The sequence below is a fragment of the Streptomyces sp. A01 genome, assembly GCF_059026195.1.
Genome location: NZ_JBWLKN010000003.1, coordinates 236,641 through 253,024 on the forward strand (window position 1 = coordinate 236,641; position 16,384 = coordinate 253,024).

Here is a 16,384-nt window from a genome sequence, read left to right on the forward strand (position 1 = left end):
GCTCCGGGGCGCGGCCGGTATCGCGTAATTCCGTGCGCGCGGGCTCTCAGTGACGGATCATGGCGGCATGTGCGCCGACCGCCAGCACGATCCCCGGAGGCAGACCCTGCCGACCAGCCCCCCGACGTCAGCGAAGCCGAAGAAGGCGGCGAGTTCCGCCCGTGCGGCGAGAGCGCCGAAGGCAGGCGGTCCGCGGAAGGCGGCGGGCGCCGCGGCACCGGCCGGTCCCGCGGGTGACGCCGCGGAGCCGTCCGCCACACCCACCGAGCGGACGCTGCCGATCCGGCTGCATGTCGATGACAGCGACTCCCCGGCCGACATCGTGGACGCGCTCTTCCTGGGGCGCTTCGCCAACGGCGAGCAGCCGTACGCCCGCAGTCACTCCGTGGACCGCGTCAAGTCCGGCCTGACCCTGCTGCCGTCCGGTGCCCGGGTGCTGCGCTCGGCCCGTGACGACGACCGCAGCGCCACGCTCGCCGAGGGCGACGGCTGGACGGTGCTGGTCTCGCGCTGGAACAGGGGCGCCGACGTCACCGTGACGGGGGTCTCGGAGGAGCTGGCCGAGAAGGTGCTGCGGCAGGCGGTCGACGACGCCGAGGACGAACCGGAGCCGCAGCCGGAGAACGTCACGATGGGCTTCTGGTACGTCTCGCCCCGGCGCGGCCCGTACCGCACCACGCGGCAGATCTCGGCGGGCACCTGGCCGGAGATCCGCGGCAACTACACGGCGCCGGTCTCCGAGGCCATGGACCAGCTGATGAAGGTCACCCCGGATGACATCGCCGGGCGGCTGCTGCTGTTGCACGGCCCGCCCGGCACGGGGAAGACGTCCGCGCTGCGCACGCTGGCCCGCTCGTGGCGTGACTGGTGCCAGGTGGACTGCGTGCTCGACCCCGAGCGGCTGTTCAACGATGTCGGGTATCTGATGGACATCGCGATCGGTGAGGACGAGGGCACGGCGAAGAGCCGCTGGCGGCTGCTGCTGCTGGAGGACTGCGACGAGCTGATCCGCGGCGAGGCCAGGCACACGGCGGGCCAGGCGCTGTCCCGGCTGCTGAACCTCACCGACGGGCTGCTCGGCCAGGGCCGCAATGTGCTGGTCGGGGTCACCACGAACGAGGACCTGGAGCGGCTGCACCCGGCGGTGGTGCGCCCCGGGCGGTGCCTGGCCAGGATCGAGGTGGGCTTGCTGACGCGCAAGGAGGCGGTGAACTGGCTCGGCACCGAGGAGGGCGTGGGCCGCGAAGGGGCGACGCTCGCCGAGCTGTTCGCCCTGCGCCGGGGCACCAGCCCCGCCTCGGTGCCTTCCCAGGCCCAGGGCGCGGACGCGGGCCTGTATCTGTAGCCCCGTGCGCGCGTGTCCGTAGCCCCGTGCGCGGCGTGTACGGGGCTCTCGCGGGCCGCCCCCGCCCGCACCGGCTCCCCGGGGACCGGCGCCCGTCAGGGGCCGGTGTAGGCGGCGCGCAGGGCGTCCTTCACGGCGGCGTGCGCCGCCGCCTCGTCGAGGCCCAGGTGGCGGGCCCGGCGGGCGTATGTCTGCGCGGCCGCCGCCAGTTCGCGCTGGGCCGCGTCCCCGGCGGCGGCGATGAACGAGCCGTGCCTGCCGCGGGTCTCGATCACTCCGTCCGCTTCGAGGGCGCGGTAGGCCTTGGCCACCGTGTTCGCGGCGAGGCCGAGATCCTCCGCGAGGCCGCGCACCGTGGGCAGCTTGTAGCCGACCGGCAGGGCGCCGCTCCTGGCCTGCTCGGCGACTTGGGTGCGTACCTGCTCGAACGGCGCGGTGGCGGTGTCCGGCTCGACGGTGATGCGCAAGGCCACGGGGTGTACTCCTGACGGGGCGGGATTGTCGTCCCCCATTGTGGCGAGCCCCGGACAGCGGCCGCCGCGCGGCACGGCGGCCGACTGTCCGGCGGAGCAGCCCGGGCCCCCGCCTTCGCCGGTTGCGGCCCGAGTCGCGCGGGGGCCGCTCGCCTCAGAGTTCGAGTGCCGTCCCGTAGCGGCGCAGCCAGGCGTCGAGGCCGAGGGCCAGTTCCGTACTCGGCCGGAACCGCCGGCCGTCGGGGTCGGCCAGCGCCTCGGTCAGCACTCCCTCGTCGAGCAGCGGCCGGACAGGGGCGGCGGGGTCGGCCCGCAGCTGCCGCAGTTCCTCGCGCAGCGCGGTGCCGTAGCGGGGGTCGGCGACGGAGGGGTAGGGGCTCTTGACCCGGTTGGCGACGGACTCCGGGAGCACGTCCTTGGTGGCGGCCCTGAGCAGGGACTTCTCCCGGCCGTCGAAGGTCTTCATGGCCCAGGGGGTGTTGAAGACGTAGGAGACCAGCCGGTGGTCGCAGAACGGGACCCGCACTTCGAGCCCGACGGCCATGCTCGCGCGGTCCTTGCGGTCCAGGAGTATCTGCACGAACCGGGTCAGATGCAGGTAGCTGATCTCGCGCATGCGCCGTTCGAGACCCGTATCGCCATCCCTGTACGGCACTTCGGCGAGTGCTTCGCGGTAGCGGGCGTCCTGGTAGCCGGGCAGGTCGAGCTTGCCGAGCAGACCGGGTTCCAGGAGTGCGGCGCGGCCGCCGCCCGCGCCGCCGGAGAAGCCGGCGGCCAGGTCCTCGAACATCCACGGGAAGGTGTCGGCTTGTACTGCCTCGGGGTCGTGGAACCACCGGTAGCCGCCGAAGACCTCATCCGCCGACTCCCCGGACAGGGCGACGGTGGACTGCTCGCGGATCGCCTTGAACAGCAGATAGAGCGAGGTGTCGCCCTCGCCGAAGCCGTTCGGCAGGTCGCGGGCGGCGAGCACCCTGGCCCGGTGGGCCGGGTCGAGGAGTGCCGCGGTGTCGAGCACGATGTCGCGGTGGTCGGCACCGACGTGCTCGGCGAGCGCGTGCGCGTACGGGCCGTCGGCGGTGGGACGCAGTTCGTTGGCCCTGAAGTGCTCGGCGTGGCCGGTGAAGTCGACAGCGAAGGACCGCACGGGGCCACCGCCGCCCGCGGCGAGGCCCCGCGCGGCGAGCGCGGTGATGACCGAGGAGTCCAGGCCGCCCGAGAGCAGGGTGCACAGCGGGACGTCGGCGATGAGCTGCCGGGTGACGATGTCGTCGAGGAGTCCGCGCACCCGGCCGATGGTGGTGTCCAGGTCGTCGGTGTGGTCGTCGGCCTCCAGCGCCCAGTAGCGCCGGGTGGTGAGTCCTTCCGGGCGCACCCGGACGGTGTGCCCGGGGCGCACCTCGTGCATGCCGCGGTAGACGGCGTGGCCCGGGGTCTTGGTGAAGGAGATGAGTTCGGCGAGCCCTTCGGCGTCCACGACGGGGCGGACGGCGGGGTGGGCGAGGATCGCCTTCGGCTCGGAGCCGAAGAGGACTCCGTCGGCCGTCGGGTAGTAGTAGAGCGGCTTGACGCCCATCCGGTCGCGGACGAGGAGCAGTTCACGCGCGCGCGGGTCCCACAGGGCGAAGGCGTACATGCCGTTCAGGCGCTCGGTGAACGCCTCGCCCCATTCGAGGTAGGCGTGCAGGACGACCTCGGTGTCGCTGTCGGTGTGGAAGCTGTGGCCGCGCCCGGCCAGCTCCTCGCGCAGTTCGCGGTAGTTGTAGACCTCGCCGCTGTAGGTGGTGACCAGCAGGGTCCTGCCGTCGCGGGTGACGGCCATGGGCTGGGCGCCACCCGGCAGGTCGATGACGGCGAGTCGCCGGTGGCCCAGCGCGGCGTGGGTGTCCAGCCAGACTCCGGCGGCGTCGGGGCCGCGGCATTCCATGGTCCGCGTCATGGCGTCGAGGGTGTCGCGCTCGTGGTTCAGATCGCGGTCGTACGAGATCCATCCGGTGATTCCGCACATGGTGGCGGTACCTCCTTCGGTAAGGCCGCCCCGGGCTTCATCCGGGGCTCGGCTCTGCCCCCGTCGGTGCGGCCCACCGGCTGCCCGTGGTGCGATGGGCCGCGCTGATCAGCGTACGCCTATTTAGATGTATACGCCATCTAACTTCGGGGGAGTGCCCACCCAAGCCGGGGCGTAATTCACGGGCGGCCCGTTTCGCCAGCGCGTAACGTGCGGCCCCATGACTGTGACCGTGCGCGATTTCCTCCCCTCCGACGCCGAAGCCGTGTCCGAACTGCGCAGGGTCTCGGTGCCGTTCATGATCACCACGCCGGAGGCCGTGGCCTGGCGGGTCGCGCGCGCCCCCGCCGACCAGCGACACCGGCTGCTGGTGGGTGAGCTGGACGGGCGGGTCGTCGGCTGCGCGCACACCGGCGTCGCGTTCGACAGCGACCAGCCGGGCCAGTCCTTCACCAACCCGACCGTGCGTCCCGAGGAGCGCGGCCGCGGGGTGGGATCGGCGATGCTGGCCGAAGCCGAGCGGTACCTGGCCGCCGAGGGCGCCACGACGGTGTACGTCTGGGCGATGGACGAACCGCGCCCCCTGGCCTTCGCCGCCCGGCACGGCTACCAGCTCAGCCGCGGCTCCGTCTTCCAGCGCCTCGACCTCGCGCGGACCGCGCTGCCGCCCCTGCCCGACCCGGCCGGTCTCCCGGCCGGGGTGGAACTGCGATGTGCCGCCGACTTCGCCGACCGGCTGCGGGAGTTCTACGAGGCGGACGTGGAGACCACGGGCGACGAGCCGGGCGACCTCAGTGGCGCCACAGTGGACTTCGCCGACTGGCGCGCCATGTACTGGGAGGACCCCTGCCTCGATCGCGAGCTGTCCACCGTGGTCACCGTGGACGGCGCCGTCGCCGCGTACACCGTCGTCCACACCGACCGCCGCGACCGCTACCAGACGGCCATGACCGGGACCCGCCGCGCCTACCGCGGCCGGGGCCTGGCCAAGCTGGCGAAGACCGTCTCGCTGCACCAGGCGCGGGCCGCGGGCTACACCCAGGCGTTCACCGGGAACGACACGGAGAACGCGCCGATGCTCGCCATCAACAAGTGGTTCGGCTACGAGCCCGCGCAGGGCGAGCGGCGGGCCTTCAAGGCGATCGGCTGACGCCCGGCCGCCCGGGCCGCGTGGCCGCCGGGCGGGAGGCGCGGGCCGGAACCCTCCGCGCGCCCGGAGGGCGACAGGAAAAGTCCGCCCTGGCGCGCGGAGGGGAAGGCAGGGAAACGCGCCAGGGCGGAGTGGCACGACCGGGACGGTGGGGACGCCTCGGCCGAGGGGGCCCGGTTGGGGCCGGGAGGGGGGAGGTAAGAGCCTCGGAGGGAGGACCGGGGCGCGCCTTGGGGAGGCTGGAGAGGGTTCTGCGAGGAGGCCCGGTGAGGCGGGGCAGGTGGCAGGAGCAGGGCGGTGAACAGGCAGTGGACAGGGCAGTGAACAGCAATGCGGGAAGCGCCCCGGGCGCTCACACTGGCGGCGCGAGAACCTGTGACGTGGCCCACATATTGCCCGTGGCTTACCACGTTGTCTCTCTTCCGGTATTAAAAGACGTTGTGGTCGTTGAGTTCACGCCCGACGGGGCGGGTCGCACTACCGAGGGGAGCGTCGATGACCAGAGTGCTGGTCGTGGACGACGACTTCATGGTCGCCAGACTGCACAGCCGCTGTGTCGCCGCCACGGAGGGCTTCACCGTGGCCGGGGTCGCGCACACCGGCGCCGAGGCGCTGCGCGCGGCGGAGCTGCTGCGGCCGGATCTCGTCCTGCTGGATGTCTATCTACCGGATCTGGACGGGCTCAGCGTGCTGCGCGAGCTACGGGCCCGCGATCCGCGGCACCATGTCGACGCCCTGTTCATCACGGCGGCCCGCGACGCGCACACGATCCGCACGGCGCTGCGGTCGGGCGCGCTGTACTACCTGATCAAACCGTTCCACCAGAGCGCGCTCCAGGAGCAGTTGCGGCACATCGGCGCCCTGCGGAGTCGGCTCGACATCCTGGACGAGGCGAGCCAGGAGGACGTCGACCAGATATTCGGGACGCGGCCACCGGGCTCCCGCGAGCTGCCCAAGGGGCTGGCGGCGCACACCGCCGAGCTGGTGGAGCGGGTGCTGCGGCAGCACCGCGACGGGCTGTCCGCGTCCGAGTGCGCGGCGGCGGGCGCGCTGTCTCGCGTCAGCGCCCGCCGCTACCTTGAGTACTTCGCCGACACGGGGCGGGCCGAGATCACCCTCCGGTACGGCGGTACGGGACGCCCTGAGCGCCGCTACCGCTGGACAGCCTGACCTCCGCGGCCCCCGAGGGGGACCAGGGGCGGCGGAGGGCGTACGGGGGCGCTCAAGGGGCGAGGCAGGGCCTTGCCCTGCCAGGGACGTTCCTACCGGGCGAGCAGGTCGGCGAAGCCGCCGCTCCTGGCGAGCAGCTCCAGCTCGTCCAGCGCGGCCCGGGCCCGGTCGGCGGCGACCGGGTCATGCTCGGCGAGCCCGCTCTCGGCGAACTCGTCCTCGTCGAGCCTGAGCACGGTGCCGCCGTCCGCCGACAGCCACAGGTCGAGCTCAAGATCCCGGACGACGACCGAGCCCCCCGCCACCCGCGCCGGGCGGGTCACGTCGCAGTACCAGCCCTTGACCCGGCCGGACGCGTCGCGCACCTCCTTGACCGCGAACCAGCGGTCACGCCAGTAGTGCTCGGTGAACACATCGCCCCGCTCGAAGCGCACGAAGCCGAAGTCGCGCACCGCCGCGCCCGCCCAGGGGGCGCGTACCACCGCGTGCGTGCCGTCGTCACCGACCACCACCGCCGGGTAGCTCACAGCGGGCCGCGGCTCCTTGACCAGCGTGACCGTCACCTCTTCGCCCGCGACCAGCGTGCCCGTCATGAAGCCCTCATCTCCTGTGCCGTCGTGCTCTGCCGCAGCTTGACACTGCCCCCTGACCTGCCGCCTCGACCACCGGTTTTCGGGCCCTCCCGCCGTGTGTGCGGGTCAGTCAGACTGTGGTGAGTCGGCGGCCGGGGAGGGCGGGGCCCGGCGCCGCGCACTGCCGCACCGCCATGGGGGCGCGGACGGAGTTTCGCGTCAGCCCCGGCCGAGGACGCAGAACTCGTTGCCCGCCGGATCGGCCAGGACGACCCAGGAGACGTCACCCTGACCCACGTCGGCCCGTATCGCGCCGAGGTCTTCGAGCCGGGCGACCTCCCTCGCCTGATCCTCGACGGGGTCGGACATCACGTCGAGATGGACGCGGTTCTGCACGGCCTCGTCGTCGGGTGTGCGGCGGAACTCCAGGTACGGCCCGACGCCCTTGACGGAGCGCAGCAGGGCGCGGTCGTCGGTCAGCTCGTGGACGGTCCAGTCGATCGCCTCGCCCCAGAACCGGACCATGGCCCGTGGGTCGGCGCAGTCGACGACCACGGCGGCTATCGGCCCGGTGTCCCGGTAGAGCTCCCGGGGCTCCAGGACGCTGAACACGTTGCCTTCCGGGTCGGCCATCACCGTCCACGGCGAGTCGCCCTGGTCCCCATCGGCGGGCGTCGCACCGAGATCCTTCAGACGTGCGACCAACTCCGCCTGATGGGCGTCGGAGGTGGTGGCGAGCTCGATGTGCACGCGGTACTTGACCGTCTCCGGGTCCGGGACGCGGACGAGATCGATGCAGACGGCGGACGGGTCCGGCCAGTCGAAGCCCACGGGTTCCAGGTTGGTGACGCCGGGCCCTTCGCTGGAAGCACCCCAGCCGAGCGCCTCCGCCCAGAACTGGCCGAGCGCCGAGTCGTCCCGGGCCTTGAAGTTCACCTGAACAAGTTGCAGCGTCATGCCACCTACCCTAGGCGCCCCCCATCGGACCGGTGTGCGAGTTCCGCCCCGCTGCCCCCGGCACGGCAGCGGGAGGCAAGCGGGCGCCGGTGCCGTCGGGCGCGGCGCGCGGGACCCGGTCAGTACGGGGAGCTGCCCAGGTAGTGGAAGCCCGGACGGGGGTGCATCAGGAAGTCGTGGTGCGAGATGTTCCAGGCGTACGCCCCCGCGAGCGCGAACGCCACCCTGTCCCCCGCCCGCAGCCGCGCGACCGGCACCCTGGCGGCCAGTACGTCCTTGGGCGTGCACAGCTGCCCGGTGAGGGTGACCCGCTCCCCGTGCGTCCCCGGGCGCGGCCACGGGTGCCGCCACCGCTGGACGGGCAGCACCTCGAAGGGCTGGTCGTGGCCCTTGGTGGCGGGAGTGCGCAGATGGTGTGTGCCACCGCGGACCACGGCGAACGCCTCGCCGTGGCTGTGCTTCACGTCAAGCACCTCGGTGACGTACCAGCCGCAGTACGCGGTCAGCGCCCGGCCGGGTTCAACGCGCAGAGTGAACTCCGGGAAGCGGTGGGCGAGTGCGCGCAGCCCGTGCCCGTAGGCGGCCCAGTCGAAGCGGTCGTGCGGGCTGCCGTAGTCGACCGCCATGCCGCCGCCCACATCGACCTCGGTGAGCTGCCCGGCGAGCCGGGGCCCGGCGTGGGCGGCCAGCTCGCGCGCCCAGCCCACGATCCGCTCGGCCGTGGCCAGTTGTTCCCGCGCGCTGAGGCCACTGGCCAGGTGGGCGTGGACGCCGCGCAGCCGCAGCCCGCGCCCCGGCTCAGGGCCTCCGCCGCCGCCTCCCCACCGCGCCAGCAGCGGCAGACAGCGCCTGACCCGCTCAGGATCAAGCCCGAACGGGCTCGGCCGCCCGCCCATGGTCAGCGCGGCACGGTCCCACGCGCCTGGGGAGCCTGGGGCGCCTGGGGCGCCGTCACCACCGGAACCACTCCCGGTGGTCCCAGCGCTCCCGGTGGTCCCGCCGTTCGCTGTCTCGGATATCTCCTCGCCGGAGCTCGGGTCGGCCTCGGGGCCGGTGTCCGAGGGCAGGTTGACGCGCAGCAGCACCTCGACCGGGCGTCCGTCCGGCCGGGCGCCGGCCAGCTCGCCCAGCAGCCGCAGCTCGTGTTCGCTCTCCACGTGGAAGCGGTCGACTCCCAGGTCGAGCGCCCGGCGCAGCTCCGCCTCGGTCTTGCCGGGGCCGCCGAAGGCGAGCGGCGCGCCGGGTACGGCGGCGCTGACATGGGCCAGCTCGCCGCCGGAGGCCACCTCGTAGCCGGTGACGTGCGCGGCGAGTGAACGCAGGATCTGCGGGGCCGGGTTGGCCTTGGCCGCGTAGTACAGCTCGACGTCCGGCGGCAGCGCGGCACGTACGGACTCGGCGTGCGCGTCGAGCAGGTCGAGGTCGTAGACGTAGGCGGGCACGTCGTCCGCGCCCAGGTGCCGCGCGTGAGCCAGGACGCGCGGGCTGACCAGGCCGGTGGCCGGGGCCGGGGGTCGGTGTTCGCCGGGGATCATCGGGCGCTCCAGGGCAGAGGGGTGGCGGCGGCCTCGCGGGCGGCCTCGGACAGCACTTCCGAGCCCAGCGGCGAGCCGATACGGACATATCCCGCGTCCCGGTCGGCCCTGCGGCCCCAGCGGGTGAGGAGGTTGGCCTTGGCGGGCAGCGAGGCACCGGCGACCAGGGCGCGCAGCGCGGGCGGGTGCCCGTGCGCCGCGCACCGTGCGCGCAGCGTCCGGCGTACCGCGGACCACAGGGCGGGCTCCAGGTCGGGGTGGAGGTCGGCGAGGGCGGCCAGGAGTTCGGCGAGGTGGTTGACGAGCAGACAGTAGACGACGCGGTCCCAGCCGCGCCGCGCGTCGTACGTCATGGGCCCCGCCACGTCGGCGGGCAGCGCGGCGAGCGCCACACGGTGCCGGGCGGCCAGCAGCTTGGTGCCCTCCAGGTCGCGGAAGAGCACCTGCCGCGGCCGGCCGGAGCCGTCGACGCCGACGACGACGTTCTGCAGGTGGGGCTCAAGTACCACGCCGTGGTCGAAGTAGGCGGCCAGCACGGGCGGTACGAGCAGCGCGAGGTACGCCTCCCACCAGGCCAGTGCCGACCGCGGCCCGGCGCCGTCGAGCAGCCGCCCGACCTGTGCCGCACTCGTCGGGTACTCGTCGGCGACCGCGGCGGCGAGCAGCCCGGTGACGCCCGGGGAGAGCCGGTCGGCGAGCCCTTCGCGCACGATGACGCCGAACCCCTCGGCGAGTTCGCGGTCGGCGCGCGCGTCACCGGTGCCGAGGGCGAGCGTGCGGTACGCGGGCTCGCGCAGCAGATCGCAGCCGGGGAAGCGGGCGCTGAGGTCGCGCGCCACCGGTTCGAGCAGCCGGGTCAGCGCCACCGCGCCCGCCAGTTCGTACTCGGCGTTCTTGCGCAGGCAGTTGGTGATCCGGATGTTGAGGCTGAACTTCAGGAAGTCCCGGCCGTCGTAGAGCGTGCGGACTGACGCGGTCGGCGTGAAGCACGCCCCGCCCGGCCCCAGGTCGAGCACGTCGGCGCGGGCGACGGCGGCCCGCAGCGCGGGGTGGTCGCGCAGCATCGCGTACTGCCAGGGGTGCGCGGGCAGCGGCAGATACCCCTCGGGCACCGCCCGCTGCCGGTCGAGGGCGGCGATGGCCTTGGCGGACACGCTGTCCTGCCGTACGAGGTCGCGCCGCACGGCGAGGTGGTGCAGCGGGAAGCGGGCACCCGTCTCCGGCGCGTACCGCCGCCATCCCTCGGCGCTGCCGGTGCGGGCCTTGGGCGTGGGGTGGAAGCGGTGGCCGAACAGGAGGGACTGCTCCGAGACGAGGTAGGGGTCGCCGGGCCCGCCGCCGTCGCCCGGATGTCCTGCTGTGCCCGGGGGTCCTGGTGTGGTGTGCGGCGGTCCTTCGTGGTCCGCCGAGTGCCGCAGGGCGGCGCTCACCCCCGCGTGGCTGAGGCCGACCTGCTCGATGAACTCGTCGTTGGCCACTCCGGTACGCAGCCGCAGCTCCCGGTCGACGCGGGCCGCGAGCCCCCGCCAGGACAGCTCGGCCCAGCCGGAACCGCGCCGCTCCGCGACCGGCCCGGCGAACCGGTGCGCGCCGATCAGCGAGGTGCGGCGCAGCCGGACGCGGAGCTGCACGCCGCTGAGCGGCATACGCAGCTGTAAGTGGCCATCGGTGACCGCGGTGTGGCGCTCTGGGCCTGACATCTCTCTGAGTAGGCAGTTGAGGAGGGTGTGGGCCACCACGTCATCGGCGGAGGCGATGGCCGGTGCGGCGAGACGGGGCAGGGTGGGTGGCATTCAAGGGCTCCAGCGTGAGGTACGCGGCAGGTAGTTGGGGCCGCTGACGTAGTGCTTGTTGATGTCGGCGGCACCCGAGCGCTCCTTGGTGAGCAGAGTGCCCGCGGTGACCATCGCCTTGACGGGCAGCCGCGCCGCGTCGAGGACTCGCGCGCGCAGCACGGGTCCGGGCGCGCCGGGCACGCCGTCGAGGCGGTCGATGGCTTCGGCGAGCCGGTCGCGCAGCAGGCTCAGCAGCACATCGCCCTGGGCGCGTCCGAGACGGGCCAGCTCGAAGGCGAGCGCCCCGGCACACAGGTGTACGGCGATGGTGGTGAAGACGTCGGCGACCGGACCGTCGCCGTCGACCACGATCCTGCGGTCGTCGAAGGCGGCGGCGAGGTCCGTGGCGCAGGCGGGCGCGGGGACGGGCGCGGGCCCCCGCCCGGTGACGCGCGCACGCGCGGGGGCGCGCGCGAAGGCCGCGGTGGCCGGGGCCGGTTGGGCGGCGGCGTGGGCGTGGGCGGTGAGCCGGTCGGCGAGGCGGGCCGCGTGCAGCCTGGGCCCGTCGTGGTCCTTGAGGAGCAGCCGCAGCCTGGTGCGGCCCCCGGCCTCGTCCAGGACGACGGACGTGTTCTGCTGGTGGGCTTCGAGCGCGATGCCGTATCCGAAGAGCGTCGTATGCCAGTCGAACAGCAGCGTCAGGTAGGCGTCGAGGAACGCCATGAGGTCGCCGCCGTAGAAGCGGTCGGCGAGCACGTCGGCCACCAGGGTGCCGTCCGGCGCGCGGGCCAGGAGCGCGGCCACCGGCACCACCTGGGCCGCGCCGAGTCCGTCCGGGTAGCGGCGTACGAGGGTGGCCAGCAGCTCGTGCCCGGCGTCGAGGTGGGTGCGCTCGTCGGCGAGCAGCACGCTCCCGGCGAACCGGGGTTCGCGGGCGGTCACCGCCGCGATCAGCCGCTGCCCGGCGGCGCCGTCGATCAGCGTGCCCGGCTTGATGGTGCGCCGGTTGCGCAGCCCGAGGGTCGCCGTGGCCAGCGGCAGCTTGAGGTGGACGGCGGGGTCGTCGGAGACGGCGACGGTACGCGCCGACAGGGTCGGCCTGACCCGCAGCCACGGCCAGGGGGCGAGGTGGCCGCGGCCGTCGAAGCGCGCGGCCCCGAGCGCCTCGCTGAGCTGGGGGCCCACCGTCAGCGGATGGACGGGCAGCGCCAGATGGCTCGCGTCGAGCCCGGTCAGCCCCAGCTCGGCGGGCGACGGCCACCAGGCGGGGAGCGGCCCGTCGCCATGCCGCACCGTCTCGCTCGGCAGGGCGACCCACCGCGTCGAGAAGCGGGGATGGAACTCGGGAGCGTACGCGCGCAGCCCGGCCGCGTCGATGCCGGGCCTGGTGCGGGCCGTGGGATACAGGGGATGGTCACGGTGGGCTGCGAGGGTGTCGTACGCGACGGAGCCGCCCATCCCCGCCCACCGCCCGCCGGGCCTGGGCCCGTACGTCGCGGCCAACTCCTCCACGACGCCCGGCCTGGTCTCCTCGTGCAGCCGCAGCGTGGCCAGTTCCTGGGCGCACTCGGCGGCGAAGGCGTCGAACCCGGCCAGGTCCTCCGCCGCGACCGCGCTCCGCAGGCGGCCGAGGACGGGCCGCAGCCCGGCGAGGGTGCCGTTCGCGGTCTCCAGCACGGGGCGGCTGACGCGGACCTCGCACTGGAACCCGTCGGCTTCCACGGGCAGCAGCACGGGGCCGCCCGGCAGGGCGAGCCGCAGCCGGTCCCCGCCGGACCGGTGGACGGCGCGCGCGCCGGAGCGCAGCCCGTACGCGTCCTCGCGGAGGAGGGTGCTGAGCACCCGCGCGAGGAGGCGGCCCTCCAGCGCGTCAGGACCGCCCGGGGTCGCGCCGCCAGCGGCGCTCGCGCCCGTCATGGCCGGATCTCCCAGCGGTGCGCGGCGAGGAAGCCCGCCACGGCCCCATCGACCGCCCGCTGGTCGGCGCCGGTCGCGCGCAGCACCCCGAGGAAGTCCCGGTTGGTGTGGTGCAGCGGGCGGCGCGTGCCGACCTCGCGCAGCGGCCGGTACACCAGCCGCACGCCGTCGCGCTCCGTCTCGCTCGGCCCGGGGGCGGCGACGAGCGTCCCGGCGCGGTCCGCGCTGACGTACTCCATGCGCGCCCGGCCGCCGGTCCTGGCGCCGAGCGCGCCGGGCAGCGGCTCCCCGAGGTGCGTACGGAGGATGAGCTCGAACAGCGGGACGCCCAGCACCTCGGCGAGGACCAGATCGCACTGGTCGCCTATCGCCCGGTAGTTGACCTCGATGATCCTGGCCCGGTCCCCCTGCGTCACGTACTCCGTGTGGCAGGCGCCGAACCCCACGCCCAGCGCGTCCAGTTGTGCCAGCACCCGGTCGGTGTGCGGCTGCGGCACCTCCGGCAGCAGCCGCAGCCGCTCCTCGATGAAGTGCGGCTGCGGTGACAGCTCGGTGCGGAAGGCGGCGAGGGCGTGCACGGCACGGCCGTCCCCCAGGGTCTCCAGCGTGTGCAGCGGCCCGTCCAGGAACTCCTCGATCACCAGCGCGGCCCCGGGCCGCCGGGCCCGTATCTCCGCACACCGAGCGAGGAGTTCGGCCTCCCCCGCGACCAGTACGACGTCCTCGCTGGCCACGCCCTCGCGCGGCTTGACCACACAGGGATACGGCGGCCGGGCGGCGCCGACGACCTCCGCGGGGTCCTGCGCGGGGCCGAGTTCGTACGACCAGACGGTGTCGAGGCCCGCCCCGGTCAGGGCGCGCCGCAGCTGCGCCTTGTTCTTCGTCCGCAGCGCGGCCCGCCAGTCCTTGCCGGGCAGCCCGAAGAAGTCGGCGGCCAGCGCGGTCTGCGCCTGGAGGTGGTCGCTGTTGCTGAACACCGCGTCGGGGCTGCCGCTGGCCGCGACGGCGCTGATGACGGCGCGGAAGTCGGCTACGTCGCAGGGCAGGAAGTCCAGCGCGGGCAGGGCGCCGCCGGTCCCGGCGTACGCGGCGTAGGCCCGTTCGTGCTCGGCGGGCTGGTCGGTGACCACGGTGACGGCCAGCCCGAGCCGGGCGGCCGCGGGGAGGAACCCCTCGGTGACGGAGTCGGTGGGGTTGACGGCGAGGAGATGGAGCCGCACGGGGAGTAGGGGCCTTTCGGGGGAGGAGAGAGCGGGGTTCACGGCGCTCCTCCGGACGGGGCAGCGACGAGATCGTTTTCGCTCGGTCAGACAGTAGGTTAGGTTTACCTAAGCCTGTCAATTCGGGCCGCGCCCGACCGCGTTCCACCTCCTTACGCGCCCCTGCCGTCCTCCATACCCCGGGCGTGCGCCCCACACCACGCGCGCCCGGCCGCACGCGCCATCCGCACGACTGGCCCGTACGGCTGCCGTACGGGGCTGCCGTGCGGGGGCACCGTGCGGGGACGGGCCGCCTGTGCCCGTAGAGGGCGGCTGATGCCCGTACGGGCGGCTCACGCCCATGCGAAGCGGCTCGTGTGCGGTCCGGTGGCTCGCCTCCCGGGGCAGGGCGACGCGGCGGTACGGCGCTACGGCGGTGCGGCGGGGGCTCATGGCTCCGCCGTGGCCCCGTCCGCCGGACCCGTGGGGGGCGCCGGGCTCAGCGCGGCAGGCCCATGCCCCGGTGCCTGGCCCGGCGCGCGGCGAGCCGTTCCGCCGGATCGCGGGCGCGCAGCGCGGCGAGTTCGGCCCCGAGGACCATGCCGAGGCGGGTCAGGAACGCCTGCGGGTCGTCGGCCGCGTCCGGCTCCCGGACGGGCTCCCCCGCCGGTGGTCCTGGCACCGGAGGGGGAGCCTCCTCCACGACGCGGTCCACGATCCCGGCCGCGCGCAGGTCGGCGGAGCGTACGCCTTGCCGTGCGGCGACCTCGTAGGCCCGCTCCGTCGTCCGGTACAGGATGGCTGACGCCCCTTCGGGCGGCAGGGGCGACAGCCACGCGTGCCGGGCCGCCAGCACCCGGTCGGCGGGCAGCAGGGCCAGCGCCCCGCCGCCCGCGCCCTGCCCGAGCAGCAGGCACAGCGTCGGTGCGGGCAGCGTCACCAGATCGGCCAGGCAGCGGGCGATCTCGCCCGCGAGCCCGCCTTCCTCGGCCTCCCTGGTCAGCGCGGCCCCCGCCGTGTCCACGACGGTCAGCAGGGGCAGCCCGAGTTCGGCGGCCATCCGCATGCCGCGCCGGGCGGTGCGCAGCCCGGCCGGGCCGAGGGGCTGCCCCTGCCCGGTCTCGTCCGGGCCGCCGGTGGCGTCGGCGCTCGCGGCTCCGTGCGGGGCGCGGGGCTCACCCCGGTCGTGGCCGAGGACCACGCACGGGGTGCCGCCGACCCTGGCCAGCGCGAGGAGCATTCCGGGGTCGTGCTCACCCGCGCCCGTACCGCTGAGCGGGGTGACGTCCTCGGCCGCGACCCGCAACAGGGCCCTGACACCGGGTCGTCCGGCGCGGCGCGAGCGCCGGATGGAGTCGGCGGTGCCGCGCGTGGCGACGGCGGAGTCGGAAGCGGGGCCGGAGGCGGGGCCGGGGTCCGGCTCCCGCTCCGGCTCGGAGCCCGGCTCAGGACCGGCGGTCGGCGGCCCGGCGGTCGGCGGCGGGGCGCCGTCGGGGCCGGGCGGTGCCGCGTCGTCACACAGCACGGCCAGCGCCCGCGCCGCCACCTGGGGCAGCTGGCGCGCGGTGAGGACCGCGTCGACGAGCCCGTGCGCGAGGAGGTTCTCGGCGACCTGGACGCCCGCGGGGAACTCCTGCCCGTACAGCGCCTCGTGGACGCGCGGGCCGAGGAACCCGATGAGCGCGCCGGGTTCGGCGGAGGTGACGTGGCCGAGTGATCCCCAGGAGGCGAGAACGCCACCCGTCGTCGGATGCCGCAGATGCACGAGGTAGGGCAGCCCGGCCGCCTTGTGGTCGGTGATGGCCGCGGTGACCTTGACCATCTGGAGGAAGGCGATGGTGCCCTCCTGCATCCGGGTGCCGCCGGAGGCGGGCGCGGCCAGCAGGGGCAGCCGCTCCGCCGTGGCCCGTTCCACGGCCCGTACCAGCCGCTCCCCCGCCGCGACACCGATCGACCCGGCCAGGAAGCCGAACTCGCAGCCGACGACCGCCACGCGGCGGCCGCTGATCCGGCCCTCACCGGTGATGACGGACTCGTCCAGGCCGGTGCGCCCGCGTGCCCGCTCCAGGTCGGCGAGGTAGGCCGGGTCGGTCGTCGTCACGGTCACCGGCTCGTCCCAGCGGCACCAGCTGCCCGGATCGACGACGGTCCCGATCAGCTGGTCGACGGTCGGGCGGGGGCTCGTTCCAGTCATGCGCTCACCTTGCCACGCCCCACCACCGCCGTCCCCGCGCCCCGCCTCCGGCCGCCTCCCTCGCATTTTCGGTGTCACGGCCGGTCAAC

The 16,384-nt window shown here is 74.5% G+C and carries 12 protein-coding genes; 3 read left to right on the plus strand and 9 right to left on the minus strand.

What is annotated here, in order from left to right:
- Positions 1–67 precede the first annotated feature (67 nt).
- Positions 68–1,345: a DUF5925 domain-containing protein gene (locus AC5P1B_RS05415; RefSeq protein ID WP_493885145.1), complete on the plus strand. Its 1,278-nt coding sequence runs from the start codon at positions 68–70 to the stop codon at positions 1,343–1,345.
- Positions 1,346–1,440: 95 nt separating this feature from the next.
- Here AC5P1B_RS05415 and AC5P1B_RS05420 read toward each other — a convergent pair whose 3' ends face one another.
- Entirely contained in the window at positions 1,441–1,818 is a 378-nt protein-coding gene (locus AC5P1B_RS05420) for a GntR family transcriptional regulator (protein WP_493885147.1), read from the minus strand.
- Between the two features lie 154 nt (positions 1,819–1,972).
- On the minus strand, positions 1,973–3,826 hold the full coding sequence (gene asnB / locus AC5P1B_RS05425; RefSeq protein ID WP_493885148.1) for an asparagine synthase (glutamine-hydrolyzing): 1,854 nt from the start codon (positions 3,824–3,826) through the stop codon (positions 1,973–1,975).
- A gap of 220 nt (positions 3,827–4,046) precedes the next feature.
- Between asnB and AC5P1B_RS05430 the strand changes: the two genes are divergently transcribed.
- Positions 4,047–4,976 (plus strand): GNAT family N-acetyltransferase, encoded by a 930-nt coding sequence (locus AC5P1B_RS05430; RefSeq protein ID WP_493885150.1) that lies wholly within the window; start codon positions 4,047–4,049, stop codon positions 4,974–4,976.
- Between the two features lie 495 nt (positions 4,977–5,471).
- Positions 5,472–6,146, plus strand: a complete 675-nt coding sequence (locus AC5P1B_RS05435) for a response regulator (RefSeq protein WP_493885152.1) — start codon at positions 5,472–5,474, stop codon at positions 6,144–6,146.
- 92 nt (positions 6,147–6,238) lie between these two features.
- Here AC5P1B_RS05435 and AC5P1B_RS05440 read toward each other — a convergent pair whose 3' ends face one another.
- The 7 genes from AC5P1B_RS05440 to AC5P1B_RS05470 form a co-directional block, all read right to left on the minus strand.
- Positions 6,239–6,739, minus strand: coding sequence for a ribonuclease FAU-1 family protein (locus AC5P1B_RS05440; RefSeq protein WP_493885154.1), 501 nt, complete (start codon positions 6,737–6,739; stop codon positions 6,239–6,241).
- A 198-nt stretch (positions 6,740–6,937) separates the two neighbouring features.
- Positions 6,938–7,675: a VOC family protein gene (locus AC5P1B_RS05445; protein ID WP_493885156.1), complete on the minus strand. Its 738-nt coding sequence runs from the start codon at positions 7,673–7,675 to the stop codon at positions 6,938–6,940.
- Between the two features lie 119 nt (positions 7,676–7,794).
- Entirely contained in the window at positions 7,795–9,210 is a 1,416-nt protein-coding gene (locus tag AC5P1B_RS05450; RefSeq protein ID WP_493885158.1) for a type III PLP-dependent enzyme, read from the minus strand.
- Positions 9,207–11,003: an IucA/IucC family protein gene (locus tag AC5P1B_RS05455; protein WP_493885160.1), complete on the minus strand. Its 1,797-nt coding sequence runs from the start codon at positions 11,001–11,003 to the stop codon at positions 9,207–9,209. Before AC5P1B_RS05455 ends, AC5P1B_RS05450 begins: the two co-directional genes overlap by 4 nt.
- A complete protein-coding gene (locus tag AC5P1B_RS05460) occupies positions 11,004–12,902 on the minus strand; it encodes an IucA/IucC family protein (RefSeq protein WP_493885162.1) in 1,899 nt (632 codons plus the stop codon).
- Positions 12,899–14,122 (minus strand): ATP-grasp domain-containing protein, encoded by a 1,224-nt coding sequence (locus tag AC5P1B_RS05465; protein ID WP_493885436.1) that lies wholly within the window; start codon positions 14,120–14,122, stop codon positions 12,899–12,901. Before AC5P1B_RS05465 ends, AC5P1B_RS05460 begins: the two co-directional genes overlap by 4 nt.
- 478 nt (positions 14,123–14,600) lie before the next feature.
- A complete protein-coding gene (locus AC5P1B_RS05470; RefSeq protein WP_493885164.1) occupies positions 14,601–16,295 on the minus strand; it encodes a carboxyl transferase domain-containing protein in 1,695 nt (564 codons plus the stop codon).
- Between the last annotated feature and the right edge of the window lie 89 nt (positions 16,296–16,384).